11 protein-coding genes are annotated in these 18,637 nt (G+C 70.6%); 6 read left to right on the top strand and 5 right to left on the bottom strand.

The window, feature by feature from the left end:
- The first annotated feature begins 239 nt into the window (after positions 1-239).
- The 4 genes from AC3WOH_RS02525 to AC3WOH_RS02510 all read left to right on the top strand — a co-directional run bounded on the left by AC3WOH_RS02525 (position 240) and on the right by AC3WOH_RS02510 (position 6,729).
- A complete protein-coding gene (locus AC3WOH_RS02525; RefSeq protein ID WP_492227823.1) occupies positions 240-3,167 on the top strand; it encodes a DUF2339 domain-containing protein in 2,928 nt (975 codons plus the stop codon).
- Entirely contained in the window at positions 3,164-4,639 is a 1,476-nt protein-coding gene (locus tag AC3WOH_RS02520; RefSeq protein WP_492227822.1) for a DUF3999 domain-containing protein, read from the top strand. Before AC3WOH_RS02525 ends, AC3WOH_RS02520 begins: the two co-directional genes overlap by 4 nt.
- A gap of 88 nt (positions 4,640-4,727) precedes the next feature.
- Positions 4,728-6,431, top strand: coding sequence for an MFS transporter (locus AC3WOH_RS02515; RefSeq protein WP_492227821.1), 1,704 nt, complete (start codon positions 4,728-4,730; stop codon positions 6,429-6,431).
- A gap of 7 nt (positions 6,432-6,438) precedes the next feature.
- Positions 6,439-6,729 (top strand): YciI family protein, encoded by a 291-nt coding sequence (locus tag AC3WOH_RS02510; protein WP_492227820.1) that lies wholly within the window; start codon positions 6,439-6,441, stop codon positions 6,727-6,729.
- 9 nt (positions 6,730-6,738) lie between these two features.
- On the opposite strand, the gene mltA is transcribed toward AC3WOH_RS02510, so the two are convergent.
- Complete coding sequence (gene mltA, locus AC3WOH_RS02505; protein WP_492227819.1) at positions 6,739-7,962, bottom strand: murein transglycosylase A; 1,224 nt, start codon at positions 7,960-7,962, stop codon at positions 6,739-6,741.
- Here mltA and AC3WOH_RS02500 point away from each other — a divergent pair.
- Positions 7,895-8,047 carry a hypothetical protein gene (locus AC3WOH_RS02500; RefSeq protein WP_492227818.1) on the top strand — a complete coding sequence of 51 codons (153 nt, stop codon included), beginning with the start codon at positions 7,895-7,897 and terminating at the stop codon, positions 8,045-8,047. The two genes, mltA and AC3WOH_RS02500, sit on opposite strands and share 68 nt — an antisense overlap.
- A 9-nt stretch (positions 8,048-8,056) precedes the next feature.
- On the opposite strand, the gene AC3WOH_RS02495 is transcribed toward AC3WOH_RS02500, so the two are convergent.
- Genes AC3WOH_RS02495 through AC3WOH_RS02480 form a run of 4 tightly spaced genes read right to left on the bottom strand, consistent with a single transcriptional unit; the run spans position 8,057 to position 15,718 of the window.
- Positions 8,057-8,686 carry a response regulator transcription factor gene (locus tag AC3WOH_RS02495; RefSeq protein WP_184855459.1) on the bottom strand — a complete coding sequence of 210 codons (630 nt, stop codon included), beginning with the start codon at positions 8,684-8,686 and terminating at the stop codon, positions 8,057-8,059.
- Complete coding sequence (locus tag AC3WOH_RS02490) at positions 8,686-10,752, bottom strand: two-component system sensor histidine kinase NtrB (protein WP_492227817.1); 2,067 nt, start codon at positions 10,750-10,752, stop codon at positions 8,686-8,688. The genes AC3WOH_RS02495 and AC3WOH_RS02490 overlap by 1 nt, the downstream gene beginning before the upstream one ends.
- The gene (locus AC3WOH_RS02485) at positions 10,749-11,564 is read right to left on the bottom strand and encodes a carbon-nitrogen hydrolase family protein (RefSeq protein ID WP_492227816.1); all 816 of its coding nucleotides are present in this window, start codon (positions 11,562-11,564) and stop codon (positions 10,749-10,751) included. The genes AC3WOH_RS02490 and AC3WOH_RS02485 overlap by 4 nt, the downstream gene beginning before the upstream one ends.
- Entirely contained in the window at positions 11,561-15,718 is a 4,158-nt protein-coding gene (locus AC3WOH_RS02480; protein WP_492227815.1) for a YhdP family protein, read from the bottom strand. The genes AC3WOH_RS02485 and AC3WOH_RS02480 overlap by 4 nt, the downstream gene beginning before the upstream one ends.
- A gap of 128 nt (positions 15,719-15,846) precedes the next feature.
- Between AC3WOH_RS02480 and glnE the strand changes: the two genes are divergently transcribed.
- Positions 15,847-18,591, top strand: coding sequence for a bifunctional [glutamate--ammonia ligase]-adenylyl-L-tyrosine phosphorylase/[glutamate--ammonia-ligase] adenylyltransferase (gene glnE / locus AC3WOH_RS02475; protein WP_492227982.1), 2,745 nt, complete (start codon positions 15,847-15,849; stop codon positions 18,589-18,591).
- The last annotated feature ends 46 nt before the right edge of the window (positions 18,592-18,637 follow it).

The following is an 18,637-nucleotide window of genomic DNA, read 5'->3' as shown; positions in this document are numbered from 1 at the left end:
CCAAAGTAACAAGGCGTTCGGGCGTGCACTTACCACAGGGTGTGCTGTATAAGCCTGCGACGCCACTGCACAACCACCGCAGAACCACCCAGCTGCCGCGCGCACCCTTTGCACGACCGGGGCGCCTTGTCGCAATGCTCAGGGGGTTGCGCGTTGTCCGGTGGGGCTAAAAATACGGTGGCTTCTTTCGCACAGGCAGGCCGCCTGTCGAAGGAAGTCCCAAAGAGGGAGCGAGCGGCATGATCATCTGGGGCATTTTTTGGGGCGCGGTGCTGGGTTCGTGGTTTGACGGCCATGGCGACTTCGGACCGTTTGTCGGCGCCATCCTGGGCTTTTTTGCCGGACTGTCGTTGCGCTGGGCAGTGCGCTCCGCCATCCGTACGGAGTTGCAGGCGCAGGCCGCGAAGGCTGTCACCCCGCCCGCTGCGGCGGTGCACGCGGCGCCCACAGCCGAAGACCAGGCACAGGTGGCCTCGCCCTCGCCCTCGCCCTCGCCGCCGCCCCCGCCGGAGCCCCTGGACAAACGCCCGGACGCGGACGATCCGTTCTGGACTGGCGAACTCACGCCGCACGGCCTGCCGACCGCCCCGACCTCGGCCTCCACCTCGGCCCCGGTGCCTCCCCGCGCCGATGTACTTCGCCAGCCCGCCCCACCCAACGCCTTGGAGCAGGCCGTGCTGGCCGCCAGGAACTGGCTCCTGGGCGGCAACACCATCGTGCGGGCAGGCCTGGTGATCTTGTTCATTGGCCTGTCCTTCCTGGCGCGGTATGCCGCTTCGGCCGGGCTGTTGCCGGTCGAATTCCGCCTGGCTGCGGTCGCGGCGGTGGGCATTGCGCTGCTGGTGGTGGGCTTCCGCAAGCGCGCTGACAAGCCCGCTTTTGCGCTGGCCCTGCAGGGCGGTGGCGTGGCGGTCATGTACCTCACCGTCTTCGCCGCCTTCCGGCTCTACGGGCTGCTGCCACCGCTCTATGCCTTCGGTCTGATGATCGCGGTTTGCGCGGCCAGCTGCGCGCTGGCGCTGCTGCAGGACTCGCGCGCACTTGCCGTGGCTGCGTTTGCCGGTGGCTTTGCCGCACCCATCCTGCTGTCCACGGGCCAGGGCAGCCATGTGGGCCTGTTCAGCTACTACACCCTGCTGAACCTGGCCATTCTCTTCATTGCCCACAAGCGCTCCTGGCGCATGCTCAACGTGGTGGGCTTTGTCGCCACTTTCGGCGTCGCCTCGGCATGGGGTGCGCTCAAGTACCAGCCCGAGCACTACGCCAGCACGCAGCCCTTCCTTGCGGGCTTTGTGCTGATCTACCTTTGTGCGGCCATCCTCTATGCCCGCAACACGCCCACCAAGCTGGGCAATGCCGTGGACACCATGCTGGTCTTCGGCACGCCGCTGGTGGGTTTTGGTCTGCAGGCCGGGCTGGTACAGCCTTTCGAGCTGGGCGCCGCCTTCTCCGCCATGGCCTTTGCCGCGCTGTACCTGGTGGCTGCGACCGTGTTGGCGCGCCGCGCGCTGGACAGCTGGCGCCTGCTCGTCGAATGCTTCATTGCCGTTGGCGTGGGCTTTGCCACCCTGGCCGTGCCGCTGGCGCTGGACGCTCAATGGACGTCTGCGGTCTGGGCGCTCGAAGGCGCAGGCGCTTTCTGGGTCGGCATGCGCCAGGCCCGCTGGATGCCGCGCGCCTTCGGGCTTGTGCTGCAGGCCGTGGCCATGCTGGCTTTCCTGGGCAGCACCTCCAGCATCTCGCCGCTGCCGCTGGTCAACCCCGCCTTCCTGGGCGCGTTGCTGATCGCACTGCCCTCGCTGCTCCTGGCCTGGTGGCTGCGCCAGCCGCTGCCGCACAGCGGCTCCGCCTGGGCCCGGGGTTATGCGGGTGTGGAGGCGCGGCTGTCCAACCCGGCCTATCTCTACGGCTTTGTGTTCTGGTGCCTGGCCTGGCTCATGGAGATCACGCGGCATGTGCCCGGCTTGGAAGCGGGCCAGTGGCCCACGCCGGTGTTCTCCGAACAGGTGACCGAACTGCTGGCCATGCTGGCCGTCGTGCTCAGCGCCGCGCTGTCGATGGTGCTGGGCCTTCGCACGCGCTGGGCAGTGGCTACCTGGCCGGCGCGCGGCACCATTGCCGTGCTGGCGCTGGGCTTGGTCGTGCAGGTGGCCGATGGCTACCGCGTGCTCGCCACCCCCGCCTGGGCCGTGTGGCCCGTCGTGCTGGCGCTGCATGTGTGGATGCTGCGGCAGACGGACCGGCTGCAGGTGGCGGCCGATGTGGATGGCAAGCCGGGTGCTCCCAGCCCGCTCGCTGGCTGGTTCCATGCCGCCACGGCATGGCTCGTGACTTTGCTGCTGGCCGACTGCCTGTGGTCCGGCATCGGCAAGGCCGAGCTATGGCGTACCTCTTGGGCCGGTGTGGTCCTGCTGGTCAGCGCCATTGCGGTGTTGATGCTGCTGGCGCTGTGGGCGGGTCGTGGCAACCGGCCGGCGGCGCGTGCAGCGCTGCCTTGGCCGCTCAACCCGCATGCCGAGGCCTACTACTGGCTGGCGGCCCTGCCCATGGCGTTGACGGTGTTCTGGGGCGCGCTGTTGGCGGCAGTGCATTCGTCGGGCCACACCGCGCCGCTGCCCTACATTCCACTGCTCAACCCCACCGACCTGACGCTCGCACTCGCGCTGGGCGGCCTGGTGTTCTGGCGGCGGGCACTGCTTTCGGCGCTGCCGCTCCCGGCCCGCTCGGGCTGGGTCACCGGGCGCCATGCGCTGCAGGCGTTGGCGCTGCTGGCCTTCATCGTGATCAACACCGTGTGGTTGCGTGTGGCCCACCACTTCTTCGGCGTGCGCTGGAATGCGTCGGCGCTGTTCGACAGCTTCGTGGTGCAGACCGGCTACGCCATCCTGTGGACGCTGCTGGCGCTCGGCATGATGGTGCTGGCGCACCGGCGCGCGCAGCGGCCGCTGTGGCTGGTGGGCGCGGGCCTGCTGGGCGGGGTGGTGGTCAAGCTGCTGCTGATCGATCTGTCCAATGCCGGCGGTGCCGAACGCATCATTGCCTTCATCGCCGTAGGTGTGCTCATGCTGGTGGTGGGCTACTTTGCGCCGTTGCCGCCCAAGGCGGCTGCCCGCGCGGAGCCTGCTGCGCCGCCGCTGGCGCCATCGCAACAAGAAACACTGCCATGAAGCCTGCTGCTCTGAACCTGCCCCTGGCGCTGGCCGCTGCCGCCCTGTCCCTGTGTGCCGGTGCGGCCCACGCGGTGAGCGATGCCAACGACCCCGCGGCTTACGCCATCCGCCTTCCCGTGACGCTCGCGGCCGATGCGCCGCTGCAGCGCATCCTGCTGCCCGCCGAGGTGCTGGTGCGCCTGCAAAGCCCGGGCTACGCCGATCTGCGCCTTTTCAACGGCCTGGGCCAGCCCGTGCCCATGGCACTGGCCGGTGTGGCGGCGGCCAGTGCCCCCGAGGGGTCGGTGACCTTGCCCGCGTATCCCATCCTGGGCGCAGCCAGCGCGGGGACGGCAGGGCTGGAAGGCCTGTCGCTGCGCATCGAGGAGCGCCAGGGCCAGCGCGTGGTGCAGATCGACAGGGCCGGCACCGCAAGTCCTGCAGCCACACAAACCGTGTGGGGCGCGTTGCTCGACGCGCGCGATGTGCAGCTGCCCGTGGCCCGCATGGCCCTGGACGCGGATCTGCCCGCAGGCCAACCCGTGACGTTCCGGGTGCAGGCCAGCAAGGACCTCCAGCACTGGCACCCGCTGGCCGAGACCGTGCTGTACCGCGCCAGCGCTGCGATGGCACCCACGGCACCAGGCCGCCTGGGCAGCGAGCAGATCGACCTGCAACGCACCGACCTCAAGGGCCACTACCTGCGCGTGACCTGGGGCGATGCTGCGGTGACCTTGCGCGGCGTCCAGCTGGCTACCTCGGCCCAAACGGGCCCGCGCGAGCGCGTCAGCGCCAGCATGGCGATGCCGCCACTGGGCAACAACCCGCGCGAGCTGGTGTTTGCACTGCCGTTTGCGACGCCAGTCGCCGCGCTCCAGATCAAGCCGCCCGGCAGCAATGTGCTGATTCCTGTGCGTGTGCTGGGGCGCAACCACCGTGAGCAGCCCTGGTCGCCGCTGGCGAGCGCGGTGGTCTACAAGATGACCATGGGAGGCAAGGAGCAGGCCAGCGGCCCCGTCGAGCTGGGCGGAGCCTCGGTGCGCGAGATCAAGGTCGAAGCCGACCCCAAGACCCCCGGCTTTGTCGCCGCGCCCGAGATGGCGCTGCAGTTCGAGCCCGCGCAGCTGGTGTTCCTGGCCAGCGGGCAAGGGCCCTTCACACTGGCGGCCGGGCTGCCCGGCGCCAGCGCGGCGGCCAGTGCCTTCCTGCCCCTGGCCAGCCTGGTGCCGGGCTACCAGCCCGCTCAAGAGAACCAGTTGCCCATGGCGCTGGCCGATGTCGCCCGTGCCGACATCACCGGTGGCAAGCCCCAAGACAGCGCGCAGGTGCCTGCTGCAGCCGCCAGCGGCGGCATCTCCACGCGCAGTGCCGTGCTGTGGGGCGTGCTGCTGGCAGGCGTGGGGGCGCTGGCGCTCATGGCCTGGCTGCTGCTGCGGCAGACCAGGCGGGCGGGCAACCACGCACCGGCTGAGCCGACCGATGCGGTGTGAAGGTGTGCCGGAGGAGGGGACAGGCCTGCAGTCGGCTATTTGGCGCTGATCCGGCACGGCCACTCCAACCGGCGCACAATGGCGGGACATGCCACCATTGCCGTCCCACGAAAGCACGCGCAGCGTCGCACCCGAATCCCTCCCCCCCTCCAGCGCCGCAGGGGCCGGATCTGCCCAGGGAACGCCCCAGGCCGATGCGGCCACGCCCCCCGCCGACCCGAACCCGGCATCGCTCTCGCCGCTGGCCCCGCTGTCGGTGCCGGTGTTCCGCATGCTCTGGCTCACCTGGGTGGCCGCCAACACCTGCATGTGGATGAACGACGTGGCGGCCGCCTGGCTCATGACCACGCTCACCACCTCGCCCATCCTGGTGGCGCTGGTGCAATCGGCCTCCACCCTGCCCGTGTTCCTGCTGGGCCTGCCCAGCGGCGCGCTGGCCGACATCCTGGACCGGCGGCGCTACTTCATGGCCACGCAGTTCTGGGTCGCGGCCGTGGCCCTGGTGCTGTGCGTGGCCATCCTGGCCGGCGGCATGACGGCACCGTTGCTGCTGGCCCTGACCTTTGCCAACGGCATCGGCCTGGCCATGCGCTGGCCGGTGTTCGCCGCCATCGTGCCCGAACTGGTGAGCCGGCCGCAGCTGCCCGCCGCGCTGGCACTCAACGGCGTGGCCATGAACGCCTCGCGCATCATCGGCCCGCTGCTGGCCGGGGCCATCATCGCCAGTGCGGGCAGCGCCTGGGTGTTCGTGCTCAACGCCGTGCTGTCGGTGGGCTCGGGCCTGGTGATCATGCGCTGGAAGCGCACCCACGTGCCCAGCCCGCTAGGCCGCGAGCGCCTGCCCAGCGCCATGCGCGTGGGCCTGCAGTTCGTGCGCCAGTCGCCGCGCCTGCGCGCCGTGCTCTGGCGCATCTCGGTGTTCTTCCTGCATGCCACGGCGCTCATGGCCATGCTGCCCCTGCTGGCCAAGGGCCTGGAGGGCGGCGGCGCCGGCACCTTCACGCTGCTGCTGGCCTCCATGGGCGCGGGCGCGATTGCGGCCGCCATGTTCCTGCCGCGCCTGCGCCAAGCCATGCCGCGCGATGTGCTGGTGCTGCGCGGCACCCTGCTGCAGGCCGCCGCCACCGGCGTCATGGCCATTGCGCCCAACGTCTATGTCGCCGTGCCGGCCATGGTGGTGGGTGGCATGGCCTGGATCACCACGGCCAACACGCTCAGCGTCTCGGCCCAACTGGCGCTGCCCAACTGGGTGCGCGCGCGCGGCATGTCGATCTTCCAGATGGCCATCATGGGCTCCACAGCCCTGGGCGCGGCCGTCTGGGGCCAGGTGGCCACGCTGACCAGCGTGCACCTGAGCCTGGGCATCGCAGCCGTCACCGGCTTCACCGCCATGGCCGTGGTGCAGCGCCTGGTGGCCGACCGCAGCATCGAGGAGGACCTGAGCCCCTCGCAGGCCTTCAAGGCCCCCGTGGCGCCCACCCCCCCCGAGCGCGGCCACGTGGTCGCCACCATCGAATACACCATCGACCCCGCGCGCGCCGCCGACTTCCGCGAGCTCATGCAGGAAAGCCGCCGCAGCCGCCTGCGCCAGGGCGCCCTGTCCTGGCAGTTGCGCCACGACATCGCCGACCCGGCGCGCTACGTGGAGCAGATCGAAGACGAATCCTGGACCGAGCACCTGCGCCGCTTCGACCGCGTCACCGCCTCCGACGTCGCGCTGCGCGAGCGCAAGCTGGCCTTCCACATCGGCGACGCCCCGCCCCTGGTCTCGCGCTTCGTGGTGGAGCGCTGAACACCCCATGTACCTCCTGATCCTCAGCTACAAGCAGCCCCTGTCCGAAGTGGACCGCTTCGTGCCCGAGCACCGGCAATTCCTGGAGCGGCACTACGCCTCTGGCCACTTCCAGCTCTCGGGCCGCCGGGAGCCCCGCACGGGCGGTGTGATCCTGGTGCGCGCCGCCAGCCGCGACGAGGTGCTCGCCATCGTGCAGCAAGACCCCTTCCACCGCGAGCAACTCGCGGACTACGAGCTCATCGAATTCCTGCCGTCGATGGCGGCCGCCGGGCTCGACGGTCTGCGCGAGCTCTGAGCCCCGGGTTCAACGGGGCCAGAGCACCCACAGGCGCAGGCCCTGCTTGAGCCGCCCGGCGATGTCGCCGGCCTCCTGCCCCCAGCCCGTGAAATAGTCGGCCCGCACCGCGCCCAGGATGGCGCTGCCCGTGTCCTGCGCCAGCACCAGCCGGCTCAGTTGCACCTGCGGCCCGCTGGAGGCCAGCCACACCGGCGTGCCATAGGGAATGCTCTGGCGGTCCACAGCGATGGAGCGGCCCGGCGTGAGCGCCACGCCCTGCGCGCCCTTGGGGCCGAAGCCGGCCTCCATGCCATCGAGGGTTTCTTCGCGGAAGAACACATAGCGCGGGTTGGCCCAGAGCAGCTCATTGGTGCGCTGGGGGTTCTGCGCCAGCCAGGCGCGGATGCCAGGCCAGGTGGCATCGCGCGTGGCGCCCTGGTCCAGCAGCCAGCGGCCCACGCTCTGGTAGGGCTGGTCATTGGTGCCGGCATAGGCCACACGCACCAGGCTCACCGAGCCATCGGGCTCGGCCACGCGCAGGCGGCCCGAGCCCTGGATGTGCAGCACCATGGACTCCACCGGGTCGCGCAGCCAGGCGATGGCCCGACCCTGCAGGGCGGCCTGCGCCTCGGGCAGGGTGTCGATCTGCTGGCGCGTGTACCAGGGCTTGCGTGCGCCATGCCCCGCGGGCAGCCGGTACACGGGCACCGTGTAGCCGTTGCCGGGCTGGCGCGCGGCGTCGATCAGGGGCTCGTAGTAGGCGGTGAGCAGGCCCTCAGGGTTGCCCTCGGCCGACTCCACGCGGTAGGGCTGCAGCCGCGCCACCATCCAGGCGCGCTGCTCCTCGGGCGTGGCGATGCTCAGCTGGCGCACCTCGCCACACAGTTGCACGAACTGTGGGGCCGGACGCTCGCAGCTCTTGATCCAGGCATTCCAGGCCTCGTGCAGCGCGTCGTTGGCAAAGCCCGGCAGCTCGGCCCAGCGCACCGGGATCCAGCGGCTCTTGGGCTGGGCCATGGCCGGCGGCAGCGGGCCGTTGTCTCCAGGAATGGACACCGCGCCCGGCGGCAGCGCAGGGGAGAGGACCGCGGGGCGGGAGGGACTTGGGGGCGGTGTGCTGGAGCAGGCGGCCAGCGTTCCTACAATCAGCGCCGTCGTCACAAGGCGCAGGAGTGTCAATTTCATGGGGCTGATTTTGCTTGAAGCGCTGCTCGCGCTGGTGGTGCTGGTGGCCATCGTCTGGTGGACCATGTTTTCCGGGCGGCGTGGCGGCGAGCTCAAGTCCCCGGAGCAGGAGGAGGGCAAAAAGGCCCCTCCACCGCCAGGCAAGGACTGAGCGCCAGGCTCAGTGCCCTTGGCGCAGCAGGTTGGCCAGTTCCACGGCCGACTTGACCTGCATCTTGTCGAACACGCGCGCGCGGTGCACTTCCACCGTGCGCACGCTGATGTCGAGCTGGTCGGCAATGAGCTTGTTGGGCAGGCCTTCGACCACCAGGTCCATGACGTCGCGTTCGCGCTCCGTCAGGTCGGCCAGGCGCACCTGCAGGTCGCTGCGCTCGCGCAGCGCGGCCAGGTGGGCCGCCGATTTCGCGAGCGCCTGCTCGATGCGGTCGACCAGGGCATTGTCCGAGAACGGCTTCTCGCAGAAGTCGAAGGCGCCGCGCTTGACCGCGTCCACCGCCGTGGGCACATCGGCATGGCCGGTGAGGAAGATCACCGGCATGGTCGCCAGATCACCGCGCACGATGAGCAGGTCGAACAAGGCCAGGCCGCTCATGCCCGGCATGCGCACGTCCAGCAGCAGGCAGCAGGGCTGGCGCTGCGCGGGGCGCGACTGCAGCGCAGCATCGAAGGCTTCGGCGCTGTCGAAGGACTCGCTGGGCAGGCGGCGCGAGCGCAGCAGCCAGGCCAGTGCTTCGCGCACGCCCGCATCGTCATCGACGATGTACACGGTGGCATTGGAGACGGGTTCCATCAGGAGGCAGTCGAAGAAGAGGAGGCGGGAGGTTGGTGGACGGGCAGCGTGAAGGTGAATACCGTACCACGGGGTTCGTTGGGCGCAAAGCCGAGGAAGCCGCCATGCTGCTCGATGACGGTGCGGCACAGGCTCAGGCCCAGCCCCATGCCCTCGGCGCGGGTGGTGAAGAAGGGGGTGAACAGGCGCTCGGCCACCTCGGGCTCGATACCGGCGCCCAGGTCGGCCACGGCGAACTCGATCCAGGCCTGGTGCGCGTTCGATGCAGCGCGGCGCGCGCGGATCTCCAGCACCCGCTTGGAGACGCCGGGCACGTCCATGGCCTGCATGGCATTGCGTGCCAGGTTGAGCAGCACCTGCTCGACCATGGTGCGGTCGCACAGCGCGGGCGGCAGGTCGGCCTCCACCGCCGTGTGCACGCGCACGCCGATCTTGCGCGCCTGCAGGCTCACCAGCGGCATGATGGCGTCGAGCAGCTGCTGCGCGCTCACGGCCTCGCGCGCCTGGTCGCGCCGGCGCACGAAGTCGTGCACGCTCTTGATCACCTTGCCGGCCCGTTCGGCCTGGCGCGCAATGGCCTGCATGGCCATGCGCACGTCCTGCAGGTTCTCGGGCGGGGGAGGGTGGGCATCGCCCACACCCACCGGGGCTTCGAGCAGGTTCATGGAGCCCGTGGCATAGCTCGATATGGCGGCCAGCGGCTGGTTCAGTTCATGGCTCAGCAGCGAGGCCATTTCGCCCACGGTGGCCAGGCGCGCCGTGGCCTGCAGGCGTTCCTGCGAGGCGCGCGAAAGCTCCTCGATGCGGCGCTGCTCGCTCATGTCCAGGAAGGCGCTCATCCAGCCCGTGTGCAGCCCCTGGGCGTTGATCAGCGGCGCCTCGATGATGAGCACGGGAAAGCGCGTGCCATCCTTGCGCATGAATTCCGACTCGAAGCCTTCGCGCGGCGGCATGTAGCCCGCAAAGCGGATGGCCTGGCGCTGCTGGTACTCCTCCACCCGCTCGGGCGGCCAGTAGGGGGCCGACGCGCTCAGGCCCAGGAGCTCCTGCGGCGCAAAGCCCACCATGTCGCAGAAGGCCGGGTTCACGTAGGTGATGCGGCCCTCCAGGTCGCGCGCGCGCAGCCCCGTGACCAGCGAATCCTCCATGGCCTTGCGAAACGCCAGCGCATCGCCCAGGTCGCGCTCGGCGCGCAGGCGCCGGCGGTTGTCGCGCACCAGCACCACCATCACCGTGACCAGTGCGATGGACATGGCCGTGACCAGCGCCGTGAGCACGTTCGGGAACAGGCTCGGGGCACTGTGCCAGGTGTCCATGCGCAGCACCAGGGTGGCGCCGGGCAGGTCCAGCAGGTGCGTGGCCGTGAACATGCGCGAGCCGCGCCGCGCCGCGCCCAGCACCGCCAGGCGCGTGCCGTCGGCCTCGGTGAAGGAGGCTTCCTGGCTGCGCGTGAGGCCATGCCCCACCAGGTCTTCGAGCATGGCGTTGAGCGCGTAGGTGGCCACCAGGAAGCCGGTGTTGCGCCCGCCCGAAGTGATGGGCAGGCACAGCTCCATCATCTCCGAGCCCAGGCCATCGCCGTGCGGCTGGAAGTAACTGCTCGAATAGGCCGGCCCGCTCAGGCGGCGCGCATTGGCACAGGCCAGCGAGGCGTCGGAGTGCGCGCTCTCGCGCGTGCCGCGGTCCCAGTACACGGGGCGGTAGGGGGTCTGCACCTGCGAGCGCAGCCGCATGCCGGTGTCACGCCATTCCAGGCGCACCAGCTCGCGGTGGCCGCGCAGCAGCTCGGAGGCATTCACCTCCCAGGCCAGCACACCCGGGTCTTCGGCATGCAGGGCCTGCAGGCTCTGCAGGTTGCGCGTGAGGGCCACGCGCACGTCCGAAACGGCATCGGCCGTGTCGCGCTCCAGCCGGCTCTGCACCTGGCTGGCCTCGTAGCGCCCTGCCAGCCAGACCACGGTGACCAGCATGGCCACCACCAGCGCCACGAGCAGGGTCCACAGCGACCAGCGCCGCCACGCGCCGCGCCAGCGCTGCCACAGGGTCTTGCGCGGCTTGCTGCTCACAGCACGCGGTGGCCCAGGGCCGGCAGCTGGCTGCGCACCTCGCGCAGGCGCGCCTTGGCCAGCGTTCCCAGGGCGACGCCGACACCTTCTTCGTGCACCGCCGCAATGCCACCCCAGGGGTCCACCAGCATGCTGTGGCCCCAGGTGCGGCGCCCGTTTTCGTGCACGCCGCCTTGGGCCGGGGCCAGCACATAGGCCAGGTTTTCGATGGCCCGGGCGCGCAGCAGCACCTCCCAGTGCGCCTGGCCCGTGGTGTGGGTGAAGGCGCTGGGCACCAGCAGCAGATCGGCCCCGGCCTGGGCATGGGCGCGGTAGAGCTCGGGAAAGCGCAGGTCGTAGCACACGCTCAGGCCCACGCGCCAGAGTTCGCCCTCGCGCGAGCGCAGGTCGAACTGCACGACCTCGTCGCCGGGCTCGATCACCCGGCTTTCGTGGAACTGGTCCTGGCCGTTGTCGAAGTGGAACAAATGGATCTTGTCGTAGCGCGCAACGCAGGCCCCCTCGGGGTTGAAGGCCAGCGTGGTGTTGCGCACGCGCACGGCGTCGTTGCCGCGCAGCGGCAGGGTGCCTCCCACGACCCACAGGCCGAGTTCGCGTGCCGCGCGCGCCAGGAAGTCCTGGATCGGGCCTTCGCCATGCGCCTCCTGGAGCGCCAGCTTGTCCGTGTCCTGCCGGCCCATGATGCAGAAGTACTCGGGCAGCACGGCCAGTTCGGCGCCCGCGCGCGCCGCCTGCTCCAGCAAGGCCCGGGCGGCGACCAAGTTGTCGTCCAGGTGGGTTCCGGACACCATCTGCAGGGCAGCGACTTTCATGAGGACTCTCCGGTTCGAGGAGCGGTGGGTGATGGCCCGTTGTCCGCGGCATTGCCCGACACGCGCGCACGCCGGGGCACGCGCACCACGCGCGGATCGGACCAGGAACCATCGATGCGGAACTCCTGCGTCGCCGCCTCGATCAGCGGGCCGCGCAGAAAGACCTGGGCCAGGAAGCTGCCCAGGCCGATCACGGGGTTGATGGCCGTGGCCACCAGCGAGGCCGTCATGGCATTGATCTCGGGCACCACCACCACGCGCAGGTCCTGCGTCTCGCGGTCGATGTCGGCACTGCCCTCCATGAGCACGGCGGCGTTCACGCCCTTCATCTGCAGGTTGTTGGTGGTGGCCACGCCCTGCTCGATGCGCAGGTCGCCGCGCACGAAGTCGAAGGCGAAGCCTTCGCTGAAGACATCGCGGAAATCCAGGCTCAGGCGGCGCGGCAGCGACTGCAGGCTGAGCACGCTGAGCAGCTTGGCCAGGCCGGGGTCGGCCTTGAGGAACTGGCCGGCCTCGATGTTCACATTGACCAGGCCGGTCATGGAGCGGTAGTCCGGGCTGAAAGGCGCCCCCATCCAGGCCACCTGGCCCTCCATGCGGCCCTTGCCGCGCCGTATCACCCCCGGCATGGCGAAACGGGCCAGCAGGTCGCCCGAGTCGCGGATGTCGAGCCGGAAATTGAGCACCGTGCGGCGCTCGCCGCCGCTGCCGCCGGCACGCGGCTGGTTGAGCAGGGCCCAGTTGCCGTTGGCCGTGAGGCTGCCCTCGGGCGAGGTGATGTTGAATTTGGAGAGGCGCCACTCGCGCGGCGTGCTGTCGCTGCCGCGGTTCTGCGCCTCGATCTCCACCCGGCCGAGCTTGCGGCCACGCAGCTCGAAGTCATCGACCACGATGTCCAGCGCGGGCAGCGAGCCCGGCTGCTCTTCAAGCAGCGCCTCGACCTGGTTGGCGTCGCTCTGCGGCATGTTCAGGCGCGACAGGCGCGCATAGAGCCGGCCGTTGCCCGAGTCCCCGCCCCCTCCTTCACGGAATTCCACGAAGCCGCTGAGCTCGGCCGCATCGATGTTGCCCTTCCAGACCGGGCCATCGCGCTGCCCGCCAGCCACCACGTTGTGCAGGGTGCGCCCCTGGGCCGACAGCTCGCGGGCGCGCAATGCCACGGTGGTGGGCAGGTAGTCCTGCGTGGCGCTGGTGGCCAGCGCGCCGCCCGCCGGGCGGGCCGGCGCTGCAGCCGCCGCGGCCGATGCGGCCGCCGGGCGCGGCGGGCTGAGCAGGTCTTCCCAGGCATCGATGTCGAGCCGGGCCAGCTGGATGTTGGCCGCCACGCCCTCGGTCGGCATGGGCGCCGACTCCCCGGGCGCCAGGCCCACGCCGATCGCGCCGCGCAGCACGCGCGGCTGGGCGCCGCTCACGTCGCGGTGGTAGGTGGCCGAACCCAGGGCCCCCAGGTCCAGCGTGATCTGGTCGCGCAGCGGCGGCGCGGTGCCGGCGGCGGTGACCGCGCCGGTCAGCGATTCGCGCGCCAGCGAATTGTCGTAGCGCAGCGGCAGGCTGCTCTCGGCCGTCTTGCCCAGCGGGGCCGGCAGCGCCAGCGCCAGCCCCTGCAGGCTGGTCGTCACCTGCACCTCGGGAACGCCGCGGCGAAAGGCCAGCGCCAGTGTGTAGGGCGCGCTGCCCGTGGCCCGGCCGGCCAGCTGCGACAGCAGCCCCAGCTGGGGCGCCTGCTGCAGCCCTTCGGCCGTGGCCGTGCCCTGCGCGCGCAGCTGGATCGCGGCTTCCGTGGCCGGGGCATTGGCGGCCAGGGCGCGCATGCCCCCTTCCAGGCGCACATCGCCCCCCAGGGCCCGGGCCTGCATGCCGACCAGCGAGAACCCCGTTTCACTGAACTGCACCACGCCGCGCGCGCGCCCGAGCATCGGTGTATCGGGCGTAATGCGCACGTCGTTGCCCGCCAGGGTGACACTGCCCTGCACCCGGGACTTGTCGATCTGGCTGATGGGCAGGCTGAGCTTGAGCTGCAAGTCGGCGTTGCCCGTGCCGCTGGCCTGCGCCAGGGCGTTGCCCGTCATGCGCGACAGCGGCGAGGTGTTGACCACGCCCAGCAGTTCGGGCAACGGCCCGCGCGCATCGGCATTCACGGCCACCACGGTGTGCGACAGGTCGGGGATGGAGGCCTCCACGCGCGCGACGCGCACCCCGGATGTGCCGGCAAAGCTGCCGCTGGCGCCACGCACGTGCATGGAGGAGCGCTCGAAGATCAGCTCGCCCTGCAGCTGTGTGAGGGCCGGCCAGCGCAATGGATCGTTCGGGTGCAACTGGGGCGGCACGAAGGCGTAGGTCACGTCCTTGACCCGCGCGGCGATGCGGAACTCACCTTGGCGCGGGTCGTTGAACGGCATGTCGTGCAGATCGCCCCGGACCTTGAAGTCGACGCCGCTGGCCGTGCCGGCGACCACGGCATCCCGCACGTAGTGGCGGGCCTCTTCACCCACCGACAGGGGCAGGTAGCGGTGCACGCGCGTGCCATCGGCCCGCGTGAGCTTGCCCGAGAGGTCGAGCACGCCGGGAAAGCGCGAGCGGGCCGGGCTCTTGGTGGGATCCGCGGTGTGCCAGGTTGCGCGCGCCTCGCCCTGGGCATCGGCATTGGCGAACTTCACCTCACTGGCCTGCACCGCGATGCGCTCGCCCTCCAGCTGCCAGCGCACCTCGGCGCTCAGGCGGTCCAGCGGCAGCACGGGGTCTTCGAACACGCCGGGCAGCAGCAGGGCACCCGATTCGATGGCGAGCTGGGCCTTGCCGCCGCCCTGGGTCATGTCCAGGTCCACCGTGGCGCCGCGCAGTCCCAGGCGCTGCGCCACGCCGCTGTCCAGCTCCCCGGCCAGCGCCAGGCCCTGGATGCGGCCGCGCACCTGGTATTGCTGCAGCGCATCGAGCGGCCCCTTCCAGGTGGCCTGGATCTCGTTGACCAGGCCCTTGGGGGCGTACTGGCGCACGGCATCGTGCGCCGTGCTGCCCAGGGGCAGGCGGCTGGCAATCTGCGCCAGGGCCGCCAGCTCCAGCCGGTCGGCCCGGAAATCGCCCTGGGCGGGCGCCTTGGCGGTGGCGTCGGTGTAGACCAGCTTGACGTTGCCACCGGGCCAGCGCAGGCCGTCGTCGGTGGTGAATTGCAGGCCTTGCGTGGAGAATTCGAAACCGCCCTTGAGCTGCCGTCCGCCCAGGCGCCCGGCGATGGAGGGCAGCGCCAGGGGTTCCAGCCCCGGTCCCAGGGTGGCATTCACATCGGCCAGGGCCAGGTCGGCCGTACCCCCCACGATCTGGCCGCTCCTCACGTCGGCCCAGGCCCGCAGGGCGCCACGGCCCTGGGCCACGTCCACCCCCAGGTCGGCATGGTGGCGCAGTTGGGACACGTCGACCCGCGCAAAGTCGGCGTAGACCTGGCCGTTCCAGTGCTGCCAGTTGCCATCGCGCGCGCGCAGCAGCGGCGCGCGGAACAGGCCGACCAGCGAGAAACGGTCGCCCCAGTCGGGTGGTGGCGTGGCGTCCACGCGCATGCGGTGGCTCCAGTTGCCGTTGCGCACCAGCAGGTCCACCTCGGTCAGGGCCAGCTGGGGGGCATTGCGCATTTCATCGGTCCAGCGCAGGGTGCCGCCCTTGATCAGCACCTCGCCCTGCGAGAAGAACCAGTCGGCCGCGCCATTGCTACCGCCGCCGCTGTCCTTCATGGCCAGGCCGGCCACGGTGATGCGGCCATCGCTGGCGCGGCGGATGTCCAGGTCGGGCTTCTCTATATAGAGCTGCTCGAAGCCGAAGTTCAGCAGCGAGCGTGGCGACAGGGCCACGACCACGCGCGGCAGGCGCAGGGCCTCGCGGCCAGCGCTGTCCAGGAGTGCCACATTCACCAGCTGCACGGAGGGGATCAGCCCCTCGGAGCGCGCGCTCAGGGCGCCGATGCGCACGGGAACCCCTAGAGCCCGTGCGGCATGGTCTTCCAGCTGCGGGCGGAACTCGCCGATTCGCGGCACAATCCAGCCATGAAGGGCCCCCCAGGCGATGGTCAGCAGCAGCCAGAAGGCGACAAGCAACCCCAGTGACCACCGCGCAAAGCCTGCCACTGTCTTGAGCAGGCGTGAGGGGTGCGGGGTGGGATCGATCATGGTGGGATTGAATGTGGCAGGAATTATGACCCGCGGTGTGCTTGTGGGTTCAATGCGAACCCGTGTTCTTGTGTATGCAGCAGCCCATGGCCCCCTCCTGGCAGCCGGTTGCCATTCCCGCCATTCCCATGCCCATGGCCTGTAACGATCCCTTCCAGGACGGCCAGCCCCTGGCCGGGCATTCCCGTTTCCTGCAGCGCCTGCACCGCCGCTACGGTGGCGATCTGGCCCTGCTGCCGCCGGGCGCCCCCCGGCGCGACGCGATGGATGCGGTCTGCGATGCCCTGCTGGCGCGTGGCAACGACACCGGAACCGCCCTGCGCATCCTGCGCCAGCTGGTCATGGAACGCCTGATCCAGCTCGACTGCGATGGCCAGGCCCCCTTGTCCGACATCACCTGTGCGGTGACCGAGCTGGCCGAACTCGCCCTGGACCGGGCCTGCCGGCATGCGCGCCAGGATCTCGACGCCCGCCACGGCGCGCCCCGGGGCCCCGACGGCCAGCCGGTGCAGCTGTGGATCATCGGCATGGGCAAGCTCGGCGCGCGCGAGCTCAATGTATCGAGCGACATCGACCTGATCTACGTCTACGAGCACGACGGCGAAACCGCCGGCCTGGCGGATGGCCGGGGCAGGATCTCCAACCACGAGTACTTCGCGCGTGCGGTCAAGGCCATCTACAGCCTGGTCGGCGACACCACCGAGCACGGCTTCGTCTTTCGCGTGGACCTGGCGCTCAGGCCCAACGGCAATTCGGGCCCGGCGGCCGTCTCGCTGGCGGCGCTGGAGGAGTACCTGCAGGTGCAGGGCCGCGAATGGGAGCGTTTCGCCTGGCTCAAGAGCCGGGTGGTGGCGCCGCGCGAGTGCATTGCCAGCACCGAGGTGCAGGCGCTGCGCGGCGTGGTGCTGCCCTTCGTGTTCCGGCGCTACCTGGACTACAGCGTGTTCGATGCGCTGCGCCTGCTGCACAGCCAGATCCGCGACCATGCGGCCAAACGCAGCGCAGGCCACCCCGAGCGCGCCAACGACGTCAAGCTCTCGCGCGGCGGCATCCGCGAAATCGAATTCACCGTGCAGCTCCTTCAGGTGGTGCGCGGCGGGCAGTTTCCCGAGCTGCGCCGGCGCCCCACGCTCGACGCCCTGCAGCGCCTGGCCCAGGCCGGCCTGATGCCGCAGGAGACGGCCGACGCCCTGGCACGCGCCTATGTCTTCCTGCGCCGGGTGGAGCACCGCATCCAGTACCTCGATGACCAGCAGACCCATGTGCTGCCCACGCGCGACGACGACCTGGCCTGGATCGCCCGCACCATGGGCTACCCCGATTGCTGCGCCTTCCTGCACGAGCTCGACGCCCACCGCGAACTCGTGGCGCAAGAATTCGACACCCTGCTGGGCGGCAACGGCAAGAAGCAGTGCAGCAAGGGCGGCTGCGGCGGCCCGCGCGCGGCCGCGCCCCCGCCCCCCGAACTCGAAGCCCTGCTGGAACAGCTGCCCCCGGGCTTTCGCGAGCGCGTGGCCGAGTGGCGCAGCCACCCGCGCGTGCAGGGCCTGCGCGACGAGACGCGCGCGCGCCTGTTCCGCCTGGTGCAGCGCACCGCCCAGTGGCTCACCGAAGGCCGCGTGACCGAAGAGGCCGCCGTGCGCATGGCCAACTGGCTCGAACCCCTGCTGCGCCGCGACAGCTACCTGTCGCTGCTGCTGGAGCGCCCCTCGGTGCACGAGCAGATGCTGCACCTGCTGGGCGCAGCCCGCTGGCCGGCGCGCTACCTGCTGCAGCACCCGGGCGTGATCGACGAGCTGGTGGGCGACGCCCTGCTGGCCGAGCGCTTCTCGGTGGCCGATTTCGAGCGCGAGTTGGCGATGCGCCTGGCCTCGATCACCTCCACCGGCGAGGACGACGACGAGACCCTGCTCAACCTGCTGCGCCGCGCCCAGCATGCCGAGACCTTCCGCACGCTGGCGCGCGATGTGGAGCACCGCATCACCGTAGAGCAGGTGGCCGATGACCTCAGCGCCCTGGCCGACAGCGTGCTGCGCGTGACCGCCCAGTGGTGCTGGAGCCGCCTCAAGACCCGCCACCGCGAGGTGCCGCAGTTCGCCGTGATCGGCTACGGCAAGCTCGGCGGCAAGGAGCTGGGCTATGGCAGCGACCTGGACATCGTCTTCGTCTTCGACGACGACGACGAGCGCGCCCCCGAGGTCTACGCCGCCTTCGTGCGCAAGCTGATCAACTGGCTCACGGTGAAGACCGGCGAGGGCGACCTCTACGAGATCGACACTGCATTGCGGCCCAACGGCAGCTCCGGCCTGCTGGTCACGCGCTTCGAAGCCTACGCCAACTACCAGGAGCGGCGCGGCAGCAACACCGCCTGGACCTGGGAGCACCAGGCCATGACGCGCGCGCGCTTCGTGATGGGCAGCCCACAGCTGGAGACCCGCTTCGACGCCGTGCGCACAGCCGTGATCACCTCGCCGCGCGACCCCGTGGCCCTGCGCGAAGAAATCGTGTCCATGCGCGAGAAGGTGGCCCAGGCGCACCCCACGCGCGACAGGCAGTTCGACGTCAAGCACAGCCCGGGTGGCATGGTGGACGCGGAATTCGCCGTGCAGTACCTGGTGCTCTCGCAGGCGGCGGCGCACCCTGAGCTGGTGGCCAACGTGGGCAACATCGCCCTGCTGCAGCGCGCCGAACAGGTCGGCCTGCTGCCTGCCGGCGTGGGCCATGCGGCGGCGGATGCTTACCGCGAACTGCGCCGCGTGCAGCACCGGGCGCGGCTGGACGAGGTGCCCACCCAGGTCATGCCCCCGGCCCTGCAGGCCGAGCGCGACGCCGTGCTGGCTCTGTGGGCGGCGGTGTTCGGCTCCGCGCGCTGAGCCTCCACCCGGCCGGCGGCGGCCTGTTGCCGAATGTCACGCTAAT

This window comes from Acidovorax sp. FW305-C-20-28 (genome assembly GCF_058783375.1).
Note: the sequence above shows the minus strand (reverse complement) of the source record. Positions and strands in the feature narration are given on the sequence as shown.